The organism is Faecalibacterium sp. I4-3-84 (assembly GCF_023347255.1).
GTDB classification, from domain to species: Bacteria; Bacillota; Clostridia; order Oscillospirales; family Ruminococcaceae; genus Faecalibacterium; species Faecalibacterium taiwanense.
Genome location: NZ_CP094466.1, coordinates 2,187,750 through 2,211,984 on the forward strand (window position 1 = coordinate 2,187,750; position 24,235 = coordinate 2,211,984).

Genomic DNA, 24,235 nt, shown 5'->3' on the forward strand with positions numbered 1-24,235 from the left:
TTGATGATCTAAGCAAAAACAGAGGGACGACCCCGCGTCGTTCCTCTGTTTTTTGTTTCCTGAAGGCTATCTGTAAAAAAATCGGCAAAGCCTGCAGGCTCTGCCGATCTGTGATCCGAATTATTCTCCGTGGCCGAACAGCACCGCACGGAAGGTTGCAAAGATGATCTTCCAGTCCACCAGAAAGCTGCGTTCCTTGACGTACTTCACATCCAATGCCATCCATTCGTCAAAGCTCAGCTGGTTGCGGTGCGGCGCGATCTGCCAGTAGCAGGAAAGGCCGGGTGTCACGTACAGCCGCTGCCATTCATAGGGCGTGTACTGGGCTACCTCGCGGGGCAGCGCCGGGCGCGGGCCTACAATGCTCATATCGCCCTTGAGGATGTTCACCAGCTGCGGCAGCTCGTCGATGCTGGTCTTGCGGATGAAATGGCCCACACGGGTGATGCGCGGGTCATCATTCATCTTGAACACCGGGCCGTCCATCTCGTTGTCCTTCAGCAGATCGTTGAGCTTGCTCTCGGCGTTCGGGCACATGGAACGAAACTTGTACAGCCGGAACAGCTTGCCATTGCGGCCCACCCGCCACTGGCTGAAGATGGGGCTTGAACCCGGGCTGTCAAGCCAGATCGCAAGGCTGGTGATGAGCAGCAGCGGCGAAAGCACCACCAGCGCCAGCAGAGAAAAGAAGACATCCTGTGCGCGGCGCACACACCAGTAGGCACGGTGCTCGTACAGGTTTGTTTTGCGGTCGATGGTGACTGGTTTGCGGATGCCAAACTCCGCGCCAGGTTCCTCCATCCAACCGGTCTGCAGCCAGTATTCCGCCTCTGGCGCAGTTGTTGTGGATGTCATGATTCGTTTCACTCCATTTTCCGGTTGATACTATAAAAGTAGGGGAGAGTCCCCAATCTCTCTCCATGCAGCTTCTTGCACCATATTGAGCAGCAAAACTGCACATTTTTATTATATCATGCATCCCAGTGGATTGCAAGCAGGATGCGGAGATTTCAACTGATATAACGGCAAATGTGGAAAATACAGGGGGGGGGGTAAGCTGCACTTTACCCGAACAGGCTCTTTGTATTGTGCATATATACGGAAAGGACTAATCCAACACAGATATACAGCATCAGCACCGAGCTGCCGCCCGCAGAATAGAAGGGCAAGGTGACACCGATGACCGGCAGCAGACGCAGATTCATGCCCACGTTCACGGCGATCTGCGCCATCAAAGCACCGCCGATGCCGGCGCAGATGTAGCTGCCCAGCAGGTCTTCGCTGCGCGCACCGGTGGCAAAGGTCTTGATCACCAGTGCCAGCAGTGCCCCCAGCACGATGCACAGGCCAACAAAGCCAATGGCATTGCCCATCCAGCTGAGAATAAAGTCGTTGTGGGCATTGGGCACGCTGTAGTACCGCCCGCTGAACAGGCCGTTGCCGAAGATGCCGCCGGAGCCGATGGCGATCTCGCCGCGCTGCTGCTGATAGATGATGTTTTTCCAGGTGGCTTCGTTGGGTGCCCAGCCGGTGGAATTCTCCGGGTCGATAACGGCCAGAATGCGGTACCACTGGTAGCCCTTGCCGATCTTATCGCTGAAAAAGGCAAACGCCGCCGCCACGGCCACAGCTGCCGCCGAGATGGCACCGATGATATACTTCCAGCTCAGGCCCGCTGCAAACATCATGCAGCAGCCGATGATGGCGTAGATGATGGCGGTGCCGTCGTCGCCCTGAATGTGGATAATGAGGATGGGCGCGGCCAGATGCAGCAGAAGCTTTGCCAGCTCCTTTGGCTCGTTGATGCGGCTGCGCACATTGTTCAGGTGCATGGCAAAGGTAAGGATAAAGCTGATCTTTGCCAGCTCCGTGGGCTGGAAGGTAAAGCCGCCCAGCTTGTACCAGGAGTAGTTGTCGGTGTCACCGGCGTTGAAGCCGATGGTCAGCGGGCCGATGGCCACATTGCGGATGAACAGCGTGGGCAGCACCAGACCCCATGTCAGGGCTACATGCACCGGCCACACCTTGACAAGGCTGCGGTAGTCGATGCAGGAGAGCAGCAGCGCAATCACGATGCCAAGCACCGCCGCACCGGCCTGCACCAGCGCGCGGCGGTAATCGCCGATGCCGGTAATGGCACCAGTGATCTCGTCCGTGGCAAAGCCGTTGCCCTGCTTTGCGGCCCAGGAGGCAAGAGCCACCACCGCCATGGTGCTGCTGAAGATGCACAGCAGCAGATAGATCTTATCTGTTCGTTTAAAATATTGTCGAATGCTTTCCAAGAAAGCACCACCTTTCGTTCCCAGATGCACACCGGGTTTTGCCGCTGCAGCGGGCAATACCAACCCAGTTTATCCTATTATACACAGCCTGCACACCGTTTGCAATCCACCGGGTGTGACAGCTTTGCAAAATCCGCACGAATGCTTGACAAAGCAGACCGCACCATCTACAATGAAGGTGCAGCAGAAAGCTCCTTTGCAGAGCGCCTGCCGCGCAAAGAAAATGGCAGGAAGATGCCTGCTGGAAAAGGGCGGCGTGCCGCATTGGGCGGCAGATATGCCCGGAGGAAATGGGAATGGAACACGATATGCTCCGCCGTTTTGGGTGTGCACTGTGCGCTCTGGCTTTCGCGCTCACAGCGCTGCCCACAGCGGCTTTTGCACAGCAGCCGGAAGAACAGGCGGCTGTGCAGCAGAGCCTTTCGGCCACAGATGTGCGCGAGATGCAGCAGGCAGATGCTGCTGTGACCGCACTGACCGGAGGCAGCGACTATGCACAGATGACCGAGGACGAGCGCACAGATGCTGCTTTGCGGCAGCTGGATGCGCTGACCGCACAGGGCCTTGTGAAGCAGGGGTCTGTCTACACCGATGCCGAAAACGGCATGATCAGCTTTACCTACAGCTGCGGCGCGCTGGGCGGCATCTTGCTTACCGACCCGGAGGAGGAGAACACCGCAGCCCTGCCGGAGCTGGACGAGAGCCAGCTGCAGGAGCTGGCAGAGAACAAGCGGGTGGGCACGGCGGCGATCTATTATGCGTTTGACAACACGATCAACAGCACCCGCTACCCGTATTATGCCTACATGCAGACCTATTGGGATTCGGTGGGCCTGCAGACGGATCTGGATACCACCGTTACCGTATCCGACCTGCGCAGGATGGGCCGTTACGACCTGTGCATCCTGAGCACCCACGGCGCGTACTACACCTATGAATACGGCTGGCTGTTCAAAAAGACCGCCACGGAACCGCTGATCCTGCTGACCGAGAGATCGGACTTCTGGAGCGATCTGCGCTATGGCTTTGACCTGCTGGCCCACCGCGTGGTCAAGGTGAACGGCATGTACGCCGTCAACGGCGATTTCTTCCGCAGTGCCTACCGCGGCAACGGCATCGTGCTCAGCGAGACCTGCGAGTTCTACGGCAAGAACGGCCATGTGGACACCTCTATGGCAGACGGCCTGCTGGCAGGCGGTGCCAAGGCGGTGATGGGCTATGTGAACAATGTCTACTCGGTGTATTCCCGCAGTATGCTGTGGGCCGCTGTGAACCGGATGATCGAGGGCGAAACGCTGGAACGGGCCGTGGACTATGCCAAGAGCATCTACGGCACCGATGATATCATCTGGTACAACGAGCAGGGCGGCAGACGGCCCCATGCGGCGGCATCCTATGCGATGCTCAGCGGAGACCGAAGCGCTGCACTGCCCAACCCCTACACGGCAGCGGATGTGGATGCGGCGGCGTAAGCAACACACGGCATTGCACTTTTGCACAAAGTATATTATACTAAAGGACGGCAGAGCATTCTGCCGTCCCTTTTGCTTTATAAAATGAGGTAAGCTTCATGTCAGAATATATCACCCACTCCCGCGCCGAGACGGTGGCGCTGGGTGCCCGTATGGCCGCAGTGCTGGCACCGGGTTCGCTGGTTGCGTTCACCGGCGGGCTGGGCGCGGGCAAGACCGCTTTTACCGAGGGCCTTGCCGAGGGCCTTGGCTGCACCGACCCGGTGTCCAGCCCAACCTTTGCCATTGTGAACTACTACCGCGGCCCAAAGCCGCTGGCGCACTTTGACCTGTACCGTATTTCCACTGAGAACGACCTGTGTGCTGCAGGCTTTTACGATTATTTGGATCAGGGGGCCATTGTGGCAGCAGAGTGGAGCGAGAACTTTGCAGACCTGCTGGCACTGGAAAACCCCATCCGGGTGGATATCCAGCGCGTGGACGAAAATACCCGCAGGATCACCATTGAGGGGGTAACGCTATGAACATCTTAGCTGTGGATACAGCGGGCAAAACGGCCGGTGTGGCTCTTTTGCAGGATGACCGCCTGCTGTACGAGGTGTATCTGGACGCAGGCATGACCCACAGCGAAACGCTGATGCCCATGATCGACACCTGCCTGAAGATGTGCGGCATGACCTGTGCAGAGATTGACTTGTACGGTGTCAACGCAGGCCCCGGCAGTTTTACCGGGCTGCGCATCGGTCTGGCGGCGGTCAAGGGTCTGGCCTTCCCGCGGGAAACGCTGTGCGCACCGGTTTCCACGCTGGAAGCACTGGCCGCAGCCCACACGGGCGAGGGCACCGTGCTGTGCGCACTGGATGCCCGCCGTGCGCAGGTATACAGTGCCGCGTTCGACCTTGCCACCCACAGCCGCCTGCTGGAAGACGATGCCCGGGCGGTGGCAGATCTGGCCGATTTTGTAGAAAATTGCAAAAAGCCCCTGTTTTTTGTTGGTGATGGCGCATCTCTGTGCTATAATAAATACAGCAGTGTGCCGGGTGTGCTGCAGGCACCTGCGGCCCTGCGCGGCGGGCGTGCTGCTGCAGTGGCCCTTGTGGCAAAGCAGATGGCCGAAGCCGGAAAGGCTGTGCTGCCGGAGGCTCTGCTGCCGGACTACCACCGCCTGAGTCAGGCCGAGCGGGAGCGCGCAGAGCGCCTTGCAGCAGAAGCTGCAGCCAATGCCGCCCAAAACAAGGAGCAGGCATAAAACCCTGCGTGACTGAGAGAAAGGAACATTTCCATGGCAAAACCCATTGCACTGGCCGCTGACCACGGCGGATTTGAACTGAAAGAAGCTGTCAAGGCGCATCTGAAGGAGCTGGGGCTGGAATACATCGATTTTGGCACCCATAGCACCGACAGCGTGGATTACCCCGATATGGCCGTGCCCGCCTGCGATGCAGTTGTGAGCGGCGAGTGCAGCAAGGCACTGCTGTTCTGCGGCACCGGCGTGGGCATCAGCATGGCAGCAAACAAGATCAAGGGCATTCGTGCCTGCTGCTGCTCTGACAGCTTCAGCTGCGAGTATACCCGCCGCCACAACGATGCCAACGCCCTGTGCATGGGCGGCCGCGTCGTGGGTGCAGGCTTGGCCTGCCAGCTGGTGGATCTCTTCCTGAACACCGAGTTTGAAGGCGGCCGCCATCAGCGCCGCATCGACAAGCTGACCGCACTGGAGAACCGCTGATCATGGCGAAGCGTATGCGGAGCTGTTTTAAATCGTAATCTTGGACCCGATAGAGTTATCTATTTAAAATAAGGAGCGTGTTTTTATGACCCCGATGATCGTTGAGCATCCGCTGCTGCAGCACAAGCTGAGCATTCTGCGCAACAAGCAGACCGGTACCAAGGAGTTCCGTGACCTCGTTGGCGAGATCGCGACCCTGCTGTGCTACGAAGCGACCCGTGACCTGCCTCTGGAAGAGGTGGAGATCGAAACACCCATCACCATGGCAAAGACCAAGGTGCTGGCTGGCCGCAAGCTGGCTCTGGTGCCCATCCTGCGCGCAGGCATGGGTATGCTGGACGGTATGCTGACCCTGCTGCCCGCTGCAAAGGTGGGCTTCATCGGCCTGTACCGCGACGAGGAGACCCTGCAGCCTGTGGAGTACTTCTGCAAGCTGCCGCAGGATATCGCAGAGCGCGATGTTCTGGTTCTGGACCCGATGCTGGCTACCGGCGGCAGCGCCATTGATGCCATCACCCAGATCAAGAAGCATGGCGCAAAGCGCATCAAGTTCATCGGCCTGATCGCCGCTCCGGAAGGCATCAAGGCCCTGCACGAGGCACACCCTGATGTGGATATCTACCTCGGCGCACAGGACGACCACCTGAACGAGAACGGCTATATCGTTCCCGGTCTGGGCGACGCAGGCGACCGCATCTACGGCACCAAGTAAGAAACTGTATCGCAGAAGGGCAGCTGGAAACAGCTGCTCTTTTTTTGTGCAGACGAAAAGGGGAACGACGGCTGTCGTTCCCCTTTGTGCGTTATAGAAAAACTCAGATCTCGGCCAGAATGGCGTCGCCCATGGCGGTGCAGCCAAGGCAGGTGCAGCCCTCGCTCATATTGTCGGCGGTGCGCAGGCCCTTGTCCAGCACCTTGTTCACGGCGTTCTCGATGGCGTCGGCTTCCGCGGTCAGGCCGAAGGAGTAGCGCAGCATCATGGCGGCAGACAGGATGCAGGCGGTGGGGTTCACGATGTCTTTGCCCGCAATATCGGGGGCCGAACCGTGGATGGGCTCGTACAGGCCGCGGGTGCCGTCGCCCAGAGAAGAGGACGGGATCATACCGATGGAGCCGGTGATCATGGAAGCCTCGTCCGACAGGATGTCGCCGAACATGTTCTCGGTGACGATGACGTCGAACTGGGCGGGGTTCTTGACGATCTGCATGGCGCAGTTATCCACGAACATCTCGCTGTATTCCACATCCGGGTATTCGGCCTGCAGGCGGTGCATCACGCTTCTCCACAGACGGCTGGTGTCCAAAACGTTTGCCTTGTCCACGCAGCACAGCTTCTTGCGACGCTTGCGTGCGGTCTCAAAGCCGATGCGGCCGATGCGCTCGATCTCGTGCTCCGCGTAGGGCATGGAGTCGATGGCCTGCTTCTCGCCGCTGGCGAGGGTGTGGGTCTCGTGATTGCCAAAGTATACGCCGCCGATCAGCTCACGCACGATGATGAAATCGATGCCCTGTGCCACGATCTCGGGCTTCAGGGGGCTGGCAGGAGCCAGCTGCGGCCAGATCTTGGCCGGGCGGTTGTTGGAGTACAGGCCCATGCCTGCACGCAGACGCAGCAGGCCCTTCTCCGGGCGCTGCTCACCGGGCAGGCCCTCCCACTTGGGGCCGCCCACGGCACCCAGCAGGACGCTGTCCGCAGCAAGGCACTTGTCCAGCTCGTGCTGGGGCAGTGGGTCGCCGTATTTGTCAATGGCTTCGCCGCCCATGGCAGCGTCGGTGTAGTGGAAGGTGTGGCCGTACTTCTCGGCCACCTTGTCAAGCACGCGGATGGTTTGCTTGACGATCTCCGGGCTGGAGCAGTCGCCCCAGATGACAGCAATGTTTTTTTCCATGGGAAAGCTCCTTACTTCTTATTTTTGATGGACTTCATCAGTCCACCGGCGGAGATGATCTCCTGAATGAACGGCGGGAAGGGTTCGGCATGGAACACCTTACCGTTGGTCTCGTCGGTGATCACGCCGGTGTCAAAATCGACGCTGACGGTGTCGCCCGCATTGATGGCATCCACAGCCTCCGGGCACTCCATGATGGGCAGACCGATGTTGATGCTGTTGCGGTAGAAGATGCGGGCAAAGCTCTTGGCAATGACCACCGAGATGCCGGCGGTCTTGATGCACAGCGGTGCGTGCTCACGGGAGGAGCCGCAGCCGAAGTTCCAGCCGCCCACCATGATGTCGCCGTCCTTCACCTTCTTGACGAAGTCCTTGTCGATGTCCTCCATGCAGTGGCTGGCCAGCTCTTTAGCATCCTGCGTGTTCAGGTGGCGGGCCGGGATGATGACATCGGTATCCACGTTGTCCGGGTATTTGAAAACAGAACCTTTTGCGTTCATTGTTGTGCTCCTTTCCGATCAGACCGTGCGGGGGTCGGTGATGCAGCCGGTCAGTGCGCTGGCGGCGGCAGTGGCGGGAGAAGCAAGGTAGACCTCGCTCTTCACATGGCCCATGCGGCCCACAAAGTTGCGGTTGGTGGTGGAAACGCAGCGCTCGCCCTCAGCCAGAATGCCCATGTAGCCGCCGAGGCACGGGCCGCAGGTGGGGGTGGACACGATGCAGCCTGCATCAATAAAGGCAGTGGTCCAGCCGCGCAGGATGCATTCCTTGTAAACGGCCATGGTGGCGGGGATGATGATGCCGCGCACGCCCTTGGCAATGTGCTTGCCCTTGAGCACGTTGTAGGCGGCTTCCATGTCCTCCAGACGGCCATTGGTGCAGCTGCCGATCACAACCTGATCGATCTTGATGTCCTTGCCCTCGCTGGCAAGGTGGGTGTTCTCGGGCAGGTGGGGGTAGCTGACGGTGGGTTCCAGCTTGTCCAGATCGATCTCAATGGTCTTTTCGTACTCGGCATCCGGGTCGGCCTCAAAGAACACCGGCTCACGCTGGCTGCGGCCCTTGAGGTAAGCCTTGGTCACATCGTCTACGGGGAAGATGCCGTTCTTGGCACCGGCCTCGATGGCCATGTTGCAGATGCACAGGCGGTCGTCCATCGTCAGGCTGGCAACGCCCGGGCCGGTGAACTCCATGGATTTGTACAGCGCACCGTCCACACCGATCATGCCGATGATGTGCAGAATCAGGTCCTTGCCGGACACGCGGGGGCCGAACTTGCCCTTGAGCACGAACTTGATGGCAGAGGGCACCTTGAACCATGCCATGCCGGTGGCCATGCCGGCGGCCATGTCGGTGGAGCCGACGCCGGTGGAGAAGGCACCCAGTGCACCATAGGTGCAGGTGTGGCTGTCCGCACCGATCACGCAGTCGCCTGCGGTCACGATGCCTTTTTCCGGCAGCAGGGCGTGCTCAATGCCCATCTGGCCCACATCATAGAAGTTGAGGATATCGTATTTGTTGGCGAACTCGCGGCACTGCTTGGACTGGGTGGCGCTCTTGATGTCCTTGTTGGGCACAAAGTGATCCAGCACGATGGCAATGTGCTCTTTGTCGAACACACCGTCAAAACCGGCCTTTTCAAACTCGTTGATGGCAACCGGGGTGGTGATGTCGTTGCCCAGCACGATGTCCAGCTTTGCATTGATGAGCTGGCCTGCCTTGACCTCGGCAAGACCGGCATGTGCGGCAAGAATTTTCTGCGTCAGGGTCATTCCCATGATGGTACTCTCCTTTTATCTGTTGGTAGAACTCCTTCAGGCACGGCTTGCGCCGTGCCAGCTCCCTCAAGGAGGGAGCCTCTGGCGAAACGGGAAGCTTTTCCGCACTGCCAAGGGCCCCATCTCCGAGGGGACTGTCTGCGAAGCAGACTGGGGGAGTTCTTTATTTATTATTGATCGCGCTCACCAGTGCCTTGATGCCAGCCACGATGATATCGGTGTCGGTGCCGGCACCCCAGGTGACGGTGTTATCGCCCCAGACAAGGCCGACGTAGGAGGCGGCGCGGGAGGTGGAGCCTTCGTCCAGACTGTGCTCGGAGTAGGTCTCGAGGTGGAACTCCATGCCGGTGGCGCTCTGGATGGCGTTTGCCACAGCGTCCAGACGGCCATTGCCCACCGAGGTGACCACCTTGCGCTGACCGTTCAGCTCCAGCGTGACGGTGGCGGTGATGCCGCTCACCTGTGCAAAGTGGGCTTCCAGAACGTTGAGCGGCTTGCAGCGGTTGAGGAAGGCATCCTCGAAGATGTGCAGCACCTCGTTTGCGCTCAGCTCCTTGTGGCTGTGGTCGGAAACGCTCTTGACCTTGTAGCCCAGCGCCTCGCGCATTTTGGGCGGCAGGTTGTAGCCGTAGTTCTGTTCCAGCACAAAGCCGATGCCGCCCTTGCCGCTCTGGCTGTTGATGCGGATAACATCGGCATCGTAGGTGCGTCCGATGTCGTGGGGGTCAACGGGGATGTAGGGGCAGGTCCAGCGGTGTTCGCCATGCTCCTTGCGGAAAGCCATGCCCTTTGCAATGGCATCCTGATGGCTGCCGGAGAAGGCGGCAAACACCAGCTGACCGGCGTAGGGGGTGCGCTCGTAAATGTGCATCCGGGTCACCCGCTCGTAGGTGGCGCAGATGTCCGGCATATCGGAGAAGTCCAGCTTGGGGTCCACGCCGTGGCTGTACATGTTCATTGCCAGCGTCACGGCATCCACGTTGCCGGTGCGCTCGCCGTTGCCGAACAGGCAGCACTCCACGCGCTGTGCACCCGCCAGCACGGCCAGCTCTGCGCAGGCCACGCCGGTGCCGCGGTCATTGTGGGGATGGGTGGAGATGATCACGCTGTCGCGGTATTTCAGGTGCTTGTCGCAGTACTCAATCTGGTTTGCGTAGACGTGCGGCATGCTCATTTCCACGGTAACGGGCAGGTTGATGATCATGGGACGGTCCGGGGTGGGCTGCATGATGTCCAGCACGGCGTTGCACACATCCACCGCATAGTCCACCTCGGTGCCGGTAAAGCTCTCAGGGCTGTACTCGAACAGGAAGTTGCCCTCATACTCTTCGCTCAGCTGCTTGACCAGCTTTGCGCCGTCGGTGGCGATCTGCTTGATCTCTTCCTTGCTCTTGTGGAACACCTGCTCGCGCTGGGCCACAGAGGTGGAATTGTAGAAGTGGATCACCGCGCGGGGTGCGCCCTTGACGGCCTCAAAGGTCTTGCGGATGATGTGGTCGCGGCACTGGGTCAGCACCTGCACAGTGACATCATCGGGGATCATGTTCTTCTCGATCAGGGTGCGCAGGAACTCGTACTCGGTGTCGCTGGCGGCAGGGAAGCCCACCTCGATCTCCTTGAAGCCGATCTTGACCAGCATCTGGAAGAACTCCAGCTTTTCCTCAAGGCTCATGGGCACGATCAGGGCCTGATTGCCGTCGCGCAGGTCCACGCTGCACCATGCGGGGGCTTTTTCAATGTGATCCTTCTTTACCCAGCTGTCATAGCCTGCGGGTACCGGGTAGTAACCCGGAGCGTACTTGGTTGCGTCCATCATAATGTGCGTCCTCCCAAACGATTTACACTTCTTGCTCCATGCTCTTTGTGAGCGTCCTCGCCCTCTCAGTCTCACATTCGTTCGACAGCTCCCCCAAAGGGGGAGCCCTTGGCAAAACCGGAAACTTTGCCGTACTGCCAAGGCCTCTCACTTTGGGAGAGGTGGCACGGCGTAAGCCGTGACGGAGAGGGCAAGCCTGCTTCCAAAAGGCAGATATACGAAAAGGCTCTCGTCTTTCAAGGCGAAAACCTTGAGAGACGAGAGCCTGTAAATTCAAACTACAGGGCACCCGTGGTACCACTCTCTTTGCTGCGCCTTTGGGCACAGCCGCTTTGCACGATCGGCTTTTTGCGGCGAATCGCTGTCCTTGTAACGGTGGACATCCGTCAGAGCCTACTTGTGTGTTCAGCCCTGCCGCTCAGGGGCCAGTAACCGAAACCCTCTGCACCCGCCTTGCACCACCCGGCGGCTCTCTGTACGCAGAAGAAAATCGTTTTTTCCCCGTCAACGCATTTGTGCTTTTTTCAAAGTGGACTAATTTTAGCATGATTCGCGGGCAGTGTCAAGCAATCTGACTCATTCTCAAAATGAAACAATTTCACAAAATAAGGGGCAGAATTTTCCAAAATTGTGCACCGGTCGATTCGACGCATTTTTCGGTCGATTCGTGCCGGAGATCGTCCGGGGGAGGGGCAAGCATGATATGATACAGACAAAGAAAGAGAGGAGGCACTCATTTTATGAAACGATGGACCCGAAAACTCCTTGCCGGTCTGTTGAGCCTTGGCCTGCTGCTGCAGGCGGCAAGTCCCCTCAGCGCACTGGCGGCGGAGGATATCAGCGGAGCGGCACAGGTGGCTCCTGTAAGTTTGCTGATCGTCCGCGACGGAGATTCCGACAATTATGCGACCGTCAAGTATACGCTGAACCACTATGCAGACGGAAGAGTCAGCTGGGAAAACGGCAAAAAGCCGTTTGAAGGAATTGATGTGAAGTACGATACGGCAACCAGTACCTTTGTTTTTACGGGAACGCTGTCACTTCCCGAGAGTGAGAAGCCGTTTGTCAATCTGACCTGTACAGACCCTAAAACCGACAGCATCAAGCTGGACGGCAATGGCGATAACGCAGTAGGTGCGGCTTTGACGGTCGGATTCCCGTCTCAGACCCGAGGTGCCAAGAACATTACCATTGTGACAGACAGTAGCAGCAGTGCGGCGATCAGGGGATACGCCTGCCTTGACTGCTATGGTAATGTGGTGATTGAAAACCCGAGCGGCAAGGTCACGGGCGGTGCTACCCGCACAGCCGAAGGCGTTCTGGTATATGGTAATGCACAGAATGTTACAGTGACCGGCGATGACAGCAGATTCATCATTTCGGGTGATTTTTCTGTTTACAGCAAGGGCGATGTTACACTGACGAATCCGTCCGGCGCAATCACAGAAAGCTACATCCGGGTTGCTGAATCTGCCGGAGACGTTAAAATCGAAGGCAGCAGCAGCAACGGATTGGCATGGCTCTACGGAACAACCTACGATTCGACCATGATCAAAGCCAAGACCCTGACCATGAAGAATAACGGCGGCACTGTGGGCAAGGTCGTGTTCACCGGCGCAGATACCACAAGTGCTTACCGTGTGGCAGTTGGTGAAAGTGAAAGCAGCAATACTCAGACTGCGCTGACGGATACGAATTACTCTGCAACGGTGGATGCAAAGTATCTGAACATCCAGACCGGAACGCCGGAAAATACCACTGTCAAGCACACCCTTACCCTGACGAATGCCAAGGCTTATACCGACGAAAACCATACGGTGGAAGCAGACAAGAACGAAGCTGGTATTTATTCTGTTGCCAAAGGCACTAAGGTGTATGTCGTTGCCGAAGCGCCGGATAATGTCTCTCGGTGGAAATTCACTGGCTGGGAGGGAAGCAGCGAGACCAGCGAAAATATCACTGTTACTGTGAACGAAAACACGACCCTGACCGCTAAATGGGAGAAGGTCACTGATCAAGCAACCAACTACGGCATCACAGTCACGATAGGCAATAATCCTCCCATTGAAGTGACCAGCGAAAACTGCGGGCACATTCTTGGAGTCGGAAACGACAAGCTCACCTATGACCCGGATACCCACACCCTGACCGGTACCGGCAGCTTTGGCAAGATGAAGGTCGAGATCACTGACGATCTCGAGGATAAGGTGGATGTGGTACTGAGCAATGCGAACGGTGCTGTGGTAAATGGCAGCCTGACCGTTACCGGCGCACAGGATGTGAAGGTAACGGGAGTATCCTCCACCGCCCTTATCACGGGGGACGCTACTATTACCTGCGCCGGTGACATCCTGATGGATAATACCGGTTCTGGCAATGTGCTGGGTTATGGTGACCACGGCAATCTCGATGTTCAGAGCGCACAGAATGTGACCATCCATGGTGAGGGCCGTACAGGCACCGATGAAGATGGAAACAACTATACCATCTATGGCAGAGCCGAGATTGAGTGCAGCGGTAATGTGGAGATCACCAGCCAGAATGGCGGTGCAGTTTGGGACCCGGTCGTGATCACCAAGGCGGCTAATGTGACGATCACTGCAAACCAGCGCGCTGTCTGGGATTCGCGCAGTTACCTCGATTCGTCCATCAATTGCAGTGGTGAAGTGAAGATCACAAGTAAGAATGCTGCGGCACTCCATGATGGCAAGCTGACGATCACTGGCGCAACAGACGTGACCATTTCTGGTAAGCGAGACGAAGGAGCAACCATTGGCGGTGATGCTGAAATCACCTGCTCTGGTGATGTGGTGCTGGAAAACAAGGGCACTGGCGCTGTAGTGGAGAGCAAACTGGTCTACACTCAGAGTCCTGCCAAGGGTTATGAGGTGAAGACCGGCAAGAATGCTGAAAGTGCAACGGTTGCTTATACGGACGAAGAAGGTACAACTTCTTACACTGTGCCGAACACTGAGACGAATCCTGAGACGAATCCTGTACCTTCGTACATCTCCATTACCGCTGTGGGCACTCCTCCTGTCGTGCCCGGCGATGACGACTTTACCGGCGGCGATTCCGGCGCAGGCGGCGCTGTTGCAGCCGTTCTGGTGGGCGGTGCAGCAGTCTGGGGCGGCTACGAGATCACTACCCGGGTGATCCTGCACAACATCCTGCCCGAGGGTGCAGAGATCCCCGCAAACCGCGGCCAGCTGGCACTGCTGGTGTGGAACACCGCAGGCAGACCTGAACCTGTGAACACCCCGGCCTTTGCGGATGTGGCAGATGCCGACACCGCCAAGGCAGCCCAGTGGTGTGTGGAACAGGGCATCATGGATGCCAAGAGCGAGAGCACCTTCAAGCCGGAAGGCTGGATGCCCAAGTTCAAGACCATTGAAGTGTGGGAAAGGGCTTTCCCCAAGCAGTAAACCCATGCTGAACCAAAGAGAGCAGCTTCGGCTGCTCTCTTTTTGTGTGCAAAGGGAACCTTTGTTAACAAACTGCTAAGTTTTTGGAAAGTTCTGCTCGAATTGCTGTTGCGCCCGGTTTTACTGTGCTATACTACTTGCATCAGGAACCAAAGGAGGAATTGCCCCATGAAAGAAGTCAAACCTTCCAAAAAGCCGCTGGCGATCTACTACGCCATTGTGCTGGCGGTCCTGCTGCTGCTCAACCTTGTGCTGCTGCCGTGGATGAGCGAGCGTCAGGTGGAGGAAGTGGACTACGGTACCTTTATGACCATGACCGAGGAAAAGAACATCGGCCGTGTGGATATCGAATCCAACCAGATCATTTTTACCGATAAAGAGGAAAAGCAGGTCTACAAGACCGGCCTGATGAACGACCCGGAGCTTACCCAGCGCCTGTATGATGCCGGAGCACAGTTTTCCAGCGAGATCGTGGAGCAGGGGTCGCCGATGCTCAATTTCCTGATCTGGTTCCTGCTGCCCATCCTGCTGTTCAGCTTCATCGGCAACCAGATGAACAAAAAGCTGATGGAAAAGGCCGGCGGCGGCCCGGGGTCCATGATGTTCGGCGGCGTGGGCAAATCCAATGCCAAGGTCTATGTGCAGTCCACCCACGGCATCCGCTTTGCGGATGTTGCCGGTGAGGATGAAGCTAAGGAAAACCTGCAGGAGATCGTGGATTACCTGCACGACCCCGGCAAGTACGAGAGCATTGGCGCATCCATGCCCAAGGGCATTCTGCTGGTGGGCCCTCCGGGCACCGGCAAGACCATGCTGGCTAAGGCCGTGGCAGGCGAATCCAACGTGCCGTTCTTCTCCATTTCCGGCTCTGAATTCGTGGAGATGTTCGTGGGCATGGGCGCATCCAAGGTGCGCGACCTGTTCCGGCAGGCCAAGGAAAAGGCCCCCTGCATCGTGTTCATCGATGAGATCGATGCCATCGGTCAGAAGCGCAACAGCGGCAATCTCGGCGGCAACGACGAGCGTGAGCAGACTTTGAACCAGCTGCTCACCGAGATGGACGGCTTTGAGAGCAACACCGGCGTCATCATTCTGGCGGCTACCAACCGCCCGGATTCGCTGGACCCGGCGCTGACCCGTCCCGGACGTTTTGACCGCCGTGTGCCGGTGGAGCTGCCCGACCTTAAGGGCCGCGAAGAGATTTTGAAAGTGCACGCCAAAAAGGTGGCGCTGGCCCCGGGCATCGACTTCAACACTGTGGCCCGCATGGCTTCCGGTGCATCCGGTGCGGAACTTGCCAACATTGTCAACGAAGCAGCTCTGCGCGCTGTGCGTGCAGGCCGCAAGAGCGTGACGCAGGCCGATCTGGAGGAGAGCATCGAGGTGGTCATTGCAGGCTACCAGAAGAAGAACTCCATCCTCACCGACAAGGAAAAGTGCATCGTGGCCTACCACGAGATCGGCCATGCACTGGTGGCGGCCAAGCAATCCAACTCTGCCCCTGTGCAGAAGATCACCATTATCCCCCGCACCTCCGGCGCACTGGGTTACACCATGCAGGTGGACGAGGGCAACCACTACCTGATGAGCAAGGAAGAGCTGGAAAACAAGATCGCCACCCTTACCGGCGGACGCGCCGCCGAGGAAGTGGTGTTCCGATCCATCACCACCGGTGCCTCCAACGATATCGAGCAGGCCACCAAGCTTGCCCGCGCCATGCTTACCCGCTACGGCATGAGCAAGGACTTTGACATGGTGGCGCTGGAGACCGTGAACAACCAGTATCTGGGCGGTGACACCTCGCTGGCCTGCTCGGCGCAGACCCAGCGCGAGATCGACCAGAAGGTGGTGGAGCTGGTCCGGGCCCAGCACGAAAAGGCTGTCCGCATCCTGACCGACAACCGCGCCAAGCTGGATGAGCTGGCACAGTATTTGTACCAGAAAGAGACTATCACCGGCGAGGAGTTCATGGAGATCCTGAACCGGGAACCGGCACAGGCCCAGTGACCCCGGCGGCAGAGCTGCCAAAAATTTTTTTTAGCCTGCTGCAATAATCCCGCCGCCGCATCCGTTTATAAGACAGATGCGGCGGTTTTGTATTACACCGCATGGCAGACCATGGTTTTCCACAAAACAAAAATGTGCGGTGCAAAACCGCCGTCAACGGAGGTATTCCAAATGAAACTGAACCATAAATTTGTCCGTACCGTCACCACCACCGCTGCAGTGCTGGGTGCTGCCGCCATGCTGAGCGTGGGCGCATTTGCCGCAGAGGCAGACATCAACGACCCTGCTGCCGCAGGCTATCTGCCCCCGCAGGAGCAGATGGTGCAGGGGGATATCGCCCTGCACAGCGCCGATGTGGCGATCGGCGAAAAGGACCCCACCTACGGCGGCTACGGCGCACCGGAGGGAAACCCCATTCAGGGAAATATCATGCTGATCTCCGGCGATGAGCTGGCCGCCCCGTCCGCAGATGCAGCGGCGAAAAAGAGCGAGGCCCGTTACACCGTCAAGGGCCTGTTCGGCAGAGAAGTGCTGTACACTGCCCGCCAGAAGGACAGTGTGCTGACGCTGGATGTGCCCGCCGGTTCTGCTACTTTCCGCACCACCGTGCAGGACATGCAGACCCTGCTGAACGAGGGCGTGAGCACGCTGGTGGTCCAGACTGAGAAGGGATCCACCACCCTGAACCTGTCTCTGCTGGTGGAGGGCCAGAAGGGCACCGACCGCGTGGTGCTGCGCCGACTGGGCGAAAACACCTTCCTCACCGTGGGCCTGCGCTGCCGCCGCGATTTGATCGTGGGGCGCTGACCGCTGAGATCAAATGATGAAAGGGCTGCTGCACGCAGAGATGTGCAGCGGCCCTTTTTGCGCTTTTCTGTTAAGTTTTTGAAAATTTGCGCAGATGTCTTTGCAAAGTCTGCCGGGAGATGTTATAGTTAAATTGAAACAGTATGCATTCCCGATAGAAAGGAAAAAACGCCATGGAGCATTTTGTGGAGTTTGAGGACGTTTGCAAATACTACCAGACCGGCAGTGTGAAGATCGCCGCCGCAGACCACCTGAATTTCTATGTGGATAAGGGCGAGTTCTGCATCATCGTGGGGCCCTCCGGCGCAGGCAAGACCACCCTGCTGAACATCCTTGGCGGTATGGACAGCTGCGACGAGGGCAACGTCTGGCTGGACGGCCAGAACGTGAGCCATTTTACCGCCAGAGAGCTGACCACCTACCGCCGGTACGATGTGGGCTTTGTGTTCCAGTTCTACAACCTTGTGCAGAACCTGACCGCACTGGAGAACGTGGAGCTGGCCAGCGAGATCTGCCGCGACCCGCTGGACCCCAAAGAGACCCTGCGCAGCGTGGGTCTGGGAGAGCGGCTGAACAACTTCCCGGCCCAGCTTTCCGGCGGCGAGCAGCAGCGGGTGTCCATTGCCCGCGCACTGGCCAAAAACCCCAAGCTGCTGCTCTGCGACGAGCCCACCGGTGCACTGGATTACAAGACCGGCAAGCAGGTGCTGGCCCTTTTGCAGGATACCTGCCGCCGCACCGGCCGCACGGTGATCGTTATTACCCACAACACCGCCCTGACAGCGATGGCAGACCGCATCATTCAGGTGCGCAGCGGTAAGATCGTCTCCAATCAGGTCAACGAGCACCCTGTGCCGGTGCAGGAGATTGAGTGGTGAGAGCTGTGCTGAAAAGTTATCGTAAAAACATCCTGCGGGAAATGAAGGACAACCTGAGCCGCATGGTCTCGCTGTTCGGTATCGTAGCGCTGGGCGTGATGATGCTGACCGGCCTGATGAGTTTTGCGCCCAGCATGCGCATCGCCGGGCAGAAATACTACGTGCAGCAGAACGTGTTCGACCTGCGGGTGCTGTCCACACTGGGCCTTTCGGAGAAGGACATTGCCGTCCTTGCCGCCGTGGATGGCGTGGAGGCCGTACAGGCGGTAAAATATCAGGACGTGGAGGCCCAGTGGCAGGGCCAGAGCGAGACGGCGGTGGTGCGCCTGCAGCAGCTGCCCGCCGACCCCGGGGCCGACACGGCAGAAAATATGAACCGTCTGGTGCTGCTCTCGGGCCGGATGCCTGAGGCTCCGGATGAGTGCGTGGTGCATGTGATGGGCTACGGCGACCCGGTGGAACCGGGCACGGTGCTCACTCTGCCGGAGGACACCGAATATGTGAGCCGGAAGCAATTCACGGTAGTGGGCACCGTGCAGGACCCGCAGCATTTTTCCACGGACAAGGAGAGCAGCACCGCCGGTGACGGCCAGCTGGATGATATTGTGTTCCTGCCGGAGGGCAGCCTGACCACGGATTATTATACGGCGTGCTATCTCAAGGTAAAAAATGCCGGCCTGTATGATAATTACTCGGACGAGTATCAGGCAGCAGTGGATGACACAGCCGCAAGGGTAAAGGCCATCAGCGGGGCACAGTGCACAGCCCGGCGGGCGGAGCTGATCGAGGATGCCAGTGCAGAGCTGGCCGATGCCCGGGCCGAGTACAACGACAAAAAAGCCGAAGCAGACCGTCAGTTTGCGGAGGCAGAACAGCAGCTGGCCGATGCACAGGCACAGCTGGACAGCGCCAAAGCCCAGCTGGACGCGGGCGAAGCGGAGCTTGCCGCCAACAAAAAGGCTCTGCCGGATACCATGCAGGGCGGTGCGGACGAGCTGGTGAGCGGCGAGGAACAACTGCTGGAATTTGAGGATCAGCTGCAACAGATCGAGATGCTGGTGAACCTGAAAAAGGTGGCCGACCCGCTGCTGGGCTATGCCGAAACGGCTCTGAACAATGCACAGAAAGCGCTGGACGAAGCGGAACCCGCCGATGAAGAGTACACCGAGCTGCGGGATGCCCTGCAGAAGGCGCAGGATGCTTACGACAACATCAGCGGCCAGCTGAACGGCTATCAGGCCCAGCTGGACGAGGGCAAGCGCCAGATGTATGCACAGGGGCTGATCTCTTCGCCCAGCCTTTCCAACGAGCAGCTGGTGACTGAGGCAAAGGCAGCACTGCGCCAGATGAAGGTAAAGCTTCTGCAGGGTCAGCTGCAGCTGACCACCGGCACGGCCACAGCCTACACCCAGTTCGATGCGGCTCGCACCCGGCTGGACGAGGGCTGGCAGGAATACAGGGACGGCGTGCAGCAGCTGGCCGATTCCCGCGCGGAGTACGAGAGCCGGAAGGCCGATGCCGAACAGCAGCTGGCCGACGGCCTTGCCCAGCTGAACGATGCCGAGGAGCAGGTGAGCCAGATCAAGAGCGGTGAGTGGTATGTGCTGGACCGAGACTCCACCATGAGCTTTGTCACCTTTGAGCAATATGCCGACCGCATGGATGCCATTGCACGGGTGTTCCCGGTGTTCTTCTTCCTGGTGGCGGCGCTGGTGGCCACCACCACTATGACCCGCATGGTGGACGAGAACCGCCTGCAGCTGGGTACCCTGAAAGCGCTGGGCTACTCCAACGCAAAGATCGCAGGCAAGTATCTGTTCTATGCCCTCAGCGCCAGCGTGCTGGGCAGCATCGTGGGCATGGTCATCGGTTTTGTGGTGTTCCCGCTCATCATCTGGTATGCCTACCAGATGATCTTCAGCATGTCCACCTTTACGCTGCACTTTTACCCCGGCATGGCGGCAGCCAGTGTGGCCATCAGCGCGGCCGTCATCGGTTTTGCTACATGGAACGCCTGCCGTGCCAGCCTGAAGGAAAAGACTGCAGCTTTGCTGCTGCCCCGGGCCCCGGTGGCAGGCAAGCGCATCTTTTTGGAGTACATCACCCCGCTGTGGCAGCACATGAGCTTCTCCCAAAAGACCACTGCCCGCAATCTGTTCCGCTACAAAAAGCGCTTCTTCATGACCGTGCTGGGCGTGGCGGGCTGCACGGCGCTGCTGCTGATCGGCTTTGGCATTCAGGATTCCATCCTGCCCATCGTGGACAAGCAGTCCGGGCAGCTGACCCACAACGATCTCACCATCTCGCTCAGCGATGAAAAGGCGCTGACCATGGAGCAGGGCCTTGCCGACACGCTGGACAGCAGCAGTGCGGTCCGCAGCTGGGGCGCGTTCTACACAAAGTCCACCACCCTTTATAATGAAGAGGGCGGGAGCGCCGATGTCAGCATCGTAGGCGCGGAGGACGATGCCCGGATGACCGAATACTTCACCTTCCGCACTCGGGTGGGCCACGACCCCATTCCCTTTGAAGAGGACAGCGTGATCCTGACCGAAAAAACGGCCCTGAATCTGGAGCTGAGCGTGGGCGATACGTTCTATGTGGAGGCTGCAGACGGAAGCCGCGTGCCGCTGACCCTGACCGGCATTACCGAGAACTACATGTTCACCCGGCTGTATCTGTCCGGTGCACAGCTGGAGAGCCTGCTGGGCGGCACACCGGAGTGGAATACTGTGTACGGCCTGACCGGCTGTACCACCGAGGCGGAGTACAACGCCCTGCGCACAAAGCTGCTGGGTTGCAACTATGTGAGCAGCGTCAGCTTCACCGAGGACACCACCTCCATGTTCGGCAGCCTGATCGGCAGCCTGAACTACGTGGTGGTGCTGATCATCGTGTGCGCGGCGGCACTGGCGGCGGTGGTGCTGTACAACCTGATCAGCGTCAACCTTGCCGAGCGCAAAAAGGAGCTTGCCACCATCAAGGTGCTGGGCTTCTATGACAAAGAAGTGTACCGCTACATCTTCCGCGAGATCGAGCTTTTGTCCCTCATCGGCTCCGGCGTGGGCCTGCTGCTGGGCGTGCCGCTGCACCGGTTCATCGTCCTGACCGTGGAAATGGATCAGCTGATGTTTATTCGCACCATTGCACCCCACAGTTATCTGCTGGCAGTGGCATTGACGATGCTGTTCACCTTTGTGGTGTGCTTTGCCATGCGACGGCATGTGCGGCATATCAGCATGGTGGAAAGCATGAAAGCGCCGGAGTGAATTTACAAAATCTTCATAAAAAGAACATGGTTTCGCAGAAATTCTTTGGTATGATAATGCTACCGACAGGCGGGGCCGCAACCGCCTGAGCGGGTAACATGATTCCTCCTTTACCAAACCAAATACCGCAAAACAAAACACCGCGCCTTGTCTGATCCGCAGCAGACAGGGCGCGGTGTCTTGTTTAAACCGTTAAGTTTTCAGCATCTGCGGCAATGGCATCGGCCTGCTGCTGGGTGAGCACGCGGCACTTGACCATCCGCTTGAGCACCACCTGCATCCGCTTGAAGGCAAGCTCCGGGCTGCTGGCGTAGGTGGAAGGCGCGTTGGGCATACCCGCCAGATAGATCGCTTCGGCATCGGTCAGCTGGGCGGGTTCCTTGCCAAAGTAGCCCTCGGCAGCTTCTGCAATGCCATAATACCCGCTGCCAAAATAGATGGTGTTGGCGTACATCTCAAAGATCTGCTGCTTGGAGTAGGTCTTTTCAAGATCAAAAGCAGCAAGCATCTCGGCAGCCTTGCGGGCCAGATGCTTGTCCTGCGTGAACAGCTCGTTCTTGGCAAGCTGCTGGGTCAGGGTGCTGCCACCCTCGGCCAGCGAGTGGGTGCGCAGGTCGGCCAGCAGGGCGCGGGCAATGGCCCCCGGGTCGATGCCCTTGTGGGTCATAAAATGCTCGTCCTCGGTGCAGATGACTGCGTTAATATAGATCTGCGGCAGCGCATCGTAGGAAGTATAGCTCCCACGGGCACAGATGGTGTCGTACATGGAAGCCACTGGGTAACTGCTGGCGGCACTGCGGTACAGCTGCCTGCCCTGATAAAAGAACCAGCCGCCTGCCAGCAGCCCGCCAAGCAGCAGGATGCAAAGAACAACGAGCAGGCTCTGCTTTAAAAAATGAAAGAAACGATGCAGCATCGAAAAAACTCCTTTGATGATAAAAAAGAACGCTACCATAATAAACGATTTGCAGGGCGTTTGCAAGGAACAGCTTTAGTATAACAATAAAATTTTAAGGTTTTATCAATGGAAAAATAAAAATTTTCGAAGAAGCAGAAGTGTTACTCCTGTTGGAACTGCACAACGGGATGCTGCAAATGCGGGCTTCGCATCGTGCAGAAAACTCAATTTGAAAAAAACTGGAATTAACCTATTGACAAACTGGGTAAGAGAGAATATAATGCAAACAACAAATCCACAAACCTAGTGGGAAAAAGAAAACAAAGGTTTGCTTCCCGGTACAGAGCAGATAGAGGTGCCGGTTTGTAGATGAGTGGGAAAGAGTTTTACGGGAAAGGAGGGCACGGATATGAAGCTGATTTGGAACGACCTGCTGCACGCAAACTTCCGCTATGGGCGAATGTACGGTGACCGGGCAGAACATCTGGCTGCGAACTGTACGATGCCCTCTTGCTGTGCACGAATGTGTACCCGAATGTGACGTTGACAGAATAGCTTTGAATTGTGTTTGCCCGGTGCGCTTTTGTATCACGCATCGGGATTTTTTGTATCATAAAATTATACTAAAAGTACAAATAGAGAGGTAAAATACTATGTCTGACTATAAATTTGAGACCCTGCAGCTTCACGTTGGCCAGGAGCAGGCCGATCCCGCAACCGATTCCCGTGCAGTGCCTATCTACCAGACCACTTCCTATGTATTCCGCAACAGCCAGCACGCAGCAGACCGCTTCGGCCTGGCAGACGCAGGCAACATCTACGGCCGTCTGACCAACTCTACGCAGGACGTGTTCGAGAAGCGCATCGCTGCTCTGGAAGGCGGCGTGGCTGCTCTGGCTACCGCTTCCGGTGCTGCTGCCATCACCTACACCATCGAAGCACTGGCACAGGCCGGTGACCACATCGTGGCTCAGAAGACCATCTACGGCGGCAGCTACAACCTGCTGGAGCACACCCTGACCCAGTTCGGTGTCACCACTACCTTTGTCAATGCACACGATCTGGCTGAGGTGGAGAATGCCATCCAGCCCAACACCAAGGCCGTCTATCTGGAAACTCTGGGCAACCCCAACAGCGATATCCCCGATATCGATGCCATTGCAGCCATCGCGCACAAGCACGGCCTGCCGCTGGTCATCGATAACACCTTCGGCACCCCGTACCTGATCCGTCCCATTGAGCACGGCGCAGATATCGTCGTCCATTCCGCCACCAAGTTCATCGGCGGCCACGGCACCACGCTGGGCGGCATCATCGTGGACAGCGGCAAGTTTGACTGGAAGGCAAGCGGCAAGTTCGGCAATATTGCTGACCCCAACCCCAGCTACCACGGCGTTTCCTTTGCCGATGCAGCAGGCCCCGCAGCTTTTGTCACCTACATCCGTGCGATCCTGCTGCGTGATACCGGTGCCACCATTTCGCCGTTCAACGCCTTCCTGCTGCTGCAGGGCACCGAGACCCTGAGCCTGCGCATCGAGCGCCATGTGGAGAACACCAAGAAGGTGGTCGAGTTTCTGGCAAACCACCCGCAGGTGGAGAAGGTCAACCACCCCTCCCTGCCGGATCACCCGGATCACGCCCTGTACGAGAAGTACTTCCCCAACGGCGGTGCATCCATCTTCACCTTCAACATCAAAGGCGGCCGTAAGGAGGCATTCAAGTTTATCGATAACCTGAAGGTCTTCTCCCTGCTGGCAAACGTTGCTGATGTGAAGAGCCTGGTCATCCACCCGGCTTCCACCACCCACAGCCAGCTGAACGACGAAGAGCTGGCCGAGCAGCAGATCTATCAGAACACCATCCGCCTGTCCATCGGCACTGAGCACATCGACGATATCATTGCTGATCTGGAAGCAGGTTTCGCAGCCGTCCGCGGCGAGTAAATCTTATCCCCTTAGAAACTCCGACAGAATGTGTATGCCTTG

At 57.9% G+C, this 24,235-nt stretch carries 19 protein-coding genes and 1 other annotated feature; of the genes, 12 read left to right on the top strand and 7 right to left on the bottom strand.

The annotated features are described in order from the left end of the window. Positions 1–120: 120 nt before the first annotated feature. Both MTP41_RS10690 and MTP41_RS10695 read right to left on the bottom strand, forming a co-directional pair. A complete protein-coding gene (locus MTP41_RS10690) occupies positions 121–801 on the bottom strand; it encodes a sugar transferase (RefSeq protein ID WP_249236569.1) in 681 nt (226 codons plus the stop codon). A gap of 263 nt (positions 802–1,064) precedes the next feature. After that, positions 1,065–2,282, bottom strand: a complete 1,218-nt coding sequence (locus MTP41_RS10695) for an FtsW/RodA/SpoVE family cell cycle protein (RefSeq protein WP_249235498.1) — start codon at positions 2,280–2,282, stop codon at positions 1,065–1,067. A gap of 296 nt (positions 2,283–2,578) precedes the next feature. On the opposite strand from MTP41_RS10695, the gene MTP41_RS10700 reads away from it, so the two are divergent. The 5 genes from MTP41_RS10700 to upp all read left to right on the top strand — a co-directional run bounded on the left by MTP41_RS10700 (position 2,579) and on the right by upp (position 6,195). After that, complete coding sequence (locus MTP41_RS10700) at positions 2,579–3,754, top strand: hypothetical protein (protein WP_249235499.1); 1,176 nt, start codon at positions 2,579–2,581, stop codon at positions 3,752–3,754. A gap of 98 nt (positions 3,755–3,852) precedes the next feature. Continuing rightward, positions 3,853–4,278, top strand: a complete 426-nt coding sequence (tsaE, locus tag MTP41_RS10705) for a tRNA (adenosine(37)-N6)-threonylcarbamoyltransferase complex ATPase subunit type 1 TsaE (RefSeq protein WP_005942237.1) — start codon at positions 3,853–3,855, stop codon at positions 4,276–4,278. After that, the gene (gene tsaB / locus MTP41_RS10710) at positions 4,275–5,003 is read left to right on the top strand and encodes a tRNA (adenosine(37)-N6)-threonylcarbamoyltransferase complex dimerization subunit type 1 TsaB (RefSeq protein ID WP_249235500.1); all 729 of its coding nucleotides are present in this window, start codon (positions 4,275–4,277) and stop codon (positions 5,001–5,003) included. Before tsaE ends, tsaB begins: the two co-directional genes overlap by 4 nt. A gap of 33 nt (positions 5,004–5,036) precedes the next feature. Continuing rightward, positions 5,037–5,483, top strand: coding sequence for a ribose 5-phosphate isomerase B (rpiB, locus tag MTP41_RS10715; RefSeq protein ID WP_097776710.1), 447 nt, complete (start codon positions 5,037–5,039; stop codon positions 5,481–5,483). Positions 5,484–5,568: 85 nt separating this feature from the next. Then, the gene (gene upp / locus MTP41_RS10720) at positions 5,569–6,195 is read left to right on the top strand and encodes a uracil phosphoribosyltransferase (protein WP_005942246.1); all 627 of its coding nucleotides are present in this window, start codon (positions 5,569–5,571) and stop codon (positions 6,193–6,195) included. A gap of 103 nt (positions 6,196–6,298) precedes the next feature. Here upp and leuB read toward each other — a convergent pair whose 3' ends face one another. The 4 genes from leuB to MTP41_RS10740 all read right to left on the bottom strand — a co-directional run bounded on the left by leuB (position 6,299) and on the right by MTP41_RS10740 (position 10,966). Further along, positions 6,299–7,372 (bottom strand): 3-isopropylmalate dehydrogenase, encoded by a 1,074-nt coding sequence (leuB, locus tag MTP41_RS10725; protein ID WP_097776708.1) that lies wholly within the window; start codon positions 7,370–7,372, stop codon positions 6,299–6,301. 11 nt (positions 7,373–7,383) lie between these two features. After that, positions 7,384–7,872: a 3-isopropylmalate dehydratase small subunit gene (leuD, locus tag MTP41_RS10730; protein ID WP_097776707.1), complete on the bottom strand. Its 489-nt coding sequence runs from the start codon at positions 7,870–7,872 to the stop codon at positions 7,384–7,386. Between the two features lie 18 nt (positions 7,873–7,890). After that, a complete protein-coding gene (leuC, locus tag MTP41_RS10735; protein ID WP_118529126.1) occupies positions 7,891–9,150 on the bottom strand; it encodes a 3-isopropylmalate dehydratase large subunit in 1,260 nt (419 codons plus the stop codon). A gap of 163 nt (positions 9,151–9,313) precedes the next feature. Continuing rightward, on the bottom strand, positions 9,314–10,966 hold the full coding sequence (locus MTP41_RS10740; RefSeq protein WP_249235501.1) for a 2-isopropylmalate synthase: 1,653 nt from the start codon (positions 10,964–10,966) through the stop codon (positions 9,314–9,316). A gap of 250 nt (positions 10,967–11,216) precedes the next feature. Beyond that, positions 11,217–11,483 (bottom strand) — a binding site (T-box leader). Positions 11,484–11,706: 223 nt separating this feature from the next. Here MTP41_RS10740 and MTP41_RS10745 point away from each other — a divergent pair. From MTP41_RS10745 to MTP41_RS10765, 5 genes are all read left to right on the top strand, one after another. After that, positions 11,707–14,391 carry a hypothetical protein gene (locus MTP41_RS10745; RefSeq protein WP_249235502.1) on the top strand — a complete coding sequence of 895 codons (2,685 nt, stop codon included), beginning with the start codon at positions 11,707–11,709 and terminating at the stop codon, positions 14,389–14,391. 168 nt (positions 14,392–14,559) lie between these two features. Further along, positions 14,560–16,398, top strand: coding sequence for an ATP-dependent zinc metalloprotease FtsH (gene ftsH / locus MTP41_RS10750; RefSeq protein ID WP_154255886.1), 1,839 nt, complete (start codon positions 14,560–14,562; stop codon positions 16,396–16,398). A gap of 171 nt (positions 16,399–16,569) precedes the next feature. After that, the gene (locus MTP41_RS10755; protein ID WP_044953740.1) at positions 16,570–17,205 is read left to right on the top strand and encodes a hypothetical protein; all 636 of its coding nucleotides are present in this window, start codon (positions 16,570–16,572) and stop codon (positions 17,203–17,205) included. Positions 17,206–17,378: 173 nt separating this feature from the next. Then, positions 17,379–18,083 carry an ABC transporter ATP-binding protein gene (locus MTP41_RS10760; RefSeq protein ID WP_005942271.1) on the top strand — a complete coding sequence of 235 codons (705 nt, stop codon included), beginning with the start codon at positions 17,379–17,381 and terminating at the stop codon, positions 18,081–18,083. After that, positions 18,080–21,352, top strand: coding sequence for an ABC transporter permease (locus tag MTP41_RS10765; protein WP_249235503.1), 3,273 nt, complete (start codon positions 18,080–18,082; stop codon positions 21,350–21,352). Before MTP41_RS10760 ends, MTP41_RS10765 begins: the two co-directional genes overlap by 4 nt. Before the next feature lie 184 nt (positions 21,353–21,536). Here the strand turns inward: MTP41_RS10765 and MTP41_RS10770 are convergent, their stop codons facing one another. Next, the gene (locus MTP41_RS10770) at positions 21,537–22,268 is read right to left on the bottom strand and encodes a biosynthetic peptidoglycan transglycosylase (RefSeq protein ID WP_242960029.1); all 732 of its coding nucleotides are present in this window, start codon (positions 22,266–22,268) and stop codon (positions 21,537–21,539) included. Positions 22,269–22,659: 391 nt separating this feature from the next. Between MTP41_RS10770 and MTP41_RS15590 the strand changes: the two genes are divergently transcribed. Then, positions 22,660–22,791, top strand: coding sequence for a hypothetical protein (locus MTP41_RS15590; protein WP_256466444.1), 132 nt, complete (start codon positions 22,660–22,662; stop codon positions 22,789–22,791). A 112-nt stretch (positions 22,792–22,903) separates the two neighbouring features. Then, on the top strand, positions 22,904–24,193 hold the full coding sequence (locus MTP41_RS10775) for an O-acetylhomoserine aminocarboxypropyltransferase/cysteine synthase family protein (RefSeq protein ID WP_249235504.1): 1,290 nt from the start codon (positions 22,904–22,906) through the stop codon (positions 24,191–24,193). The last annotated feature ends 42 nt before the right edge of the window (positions 24,194–24,235 follow it).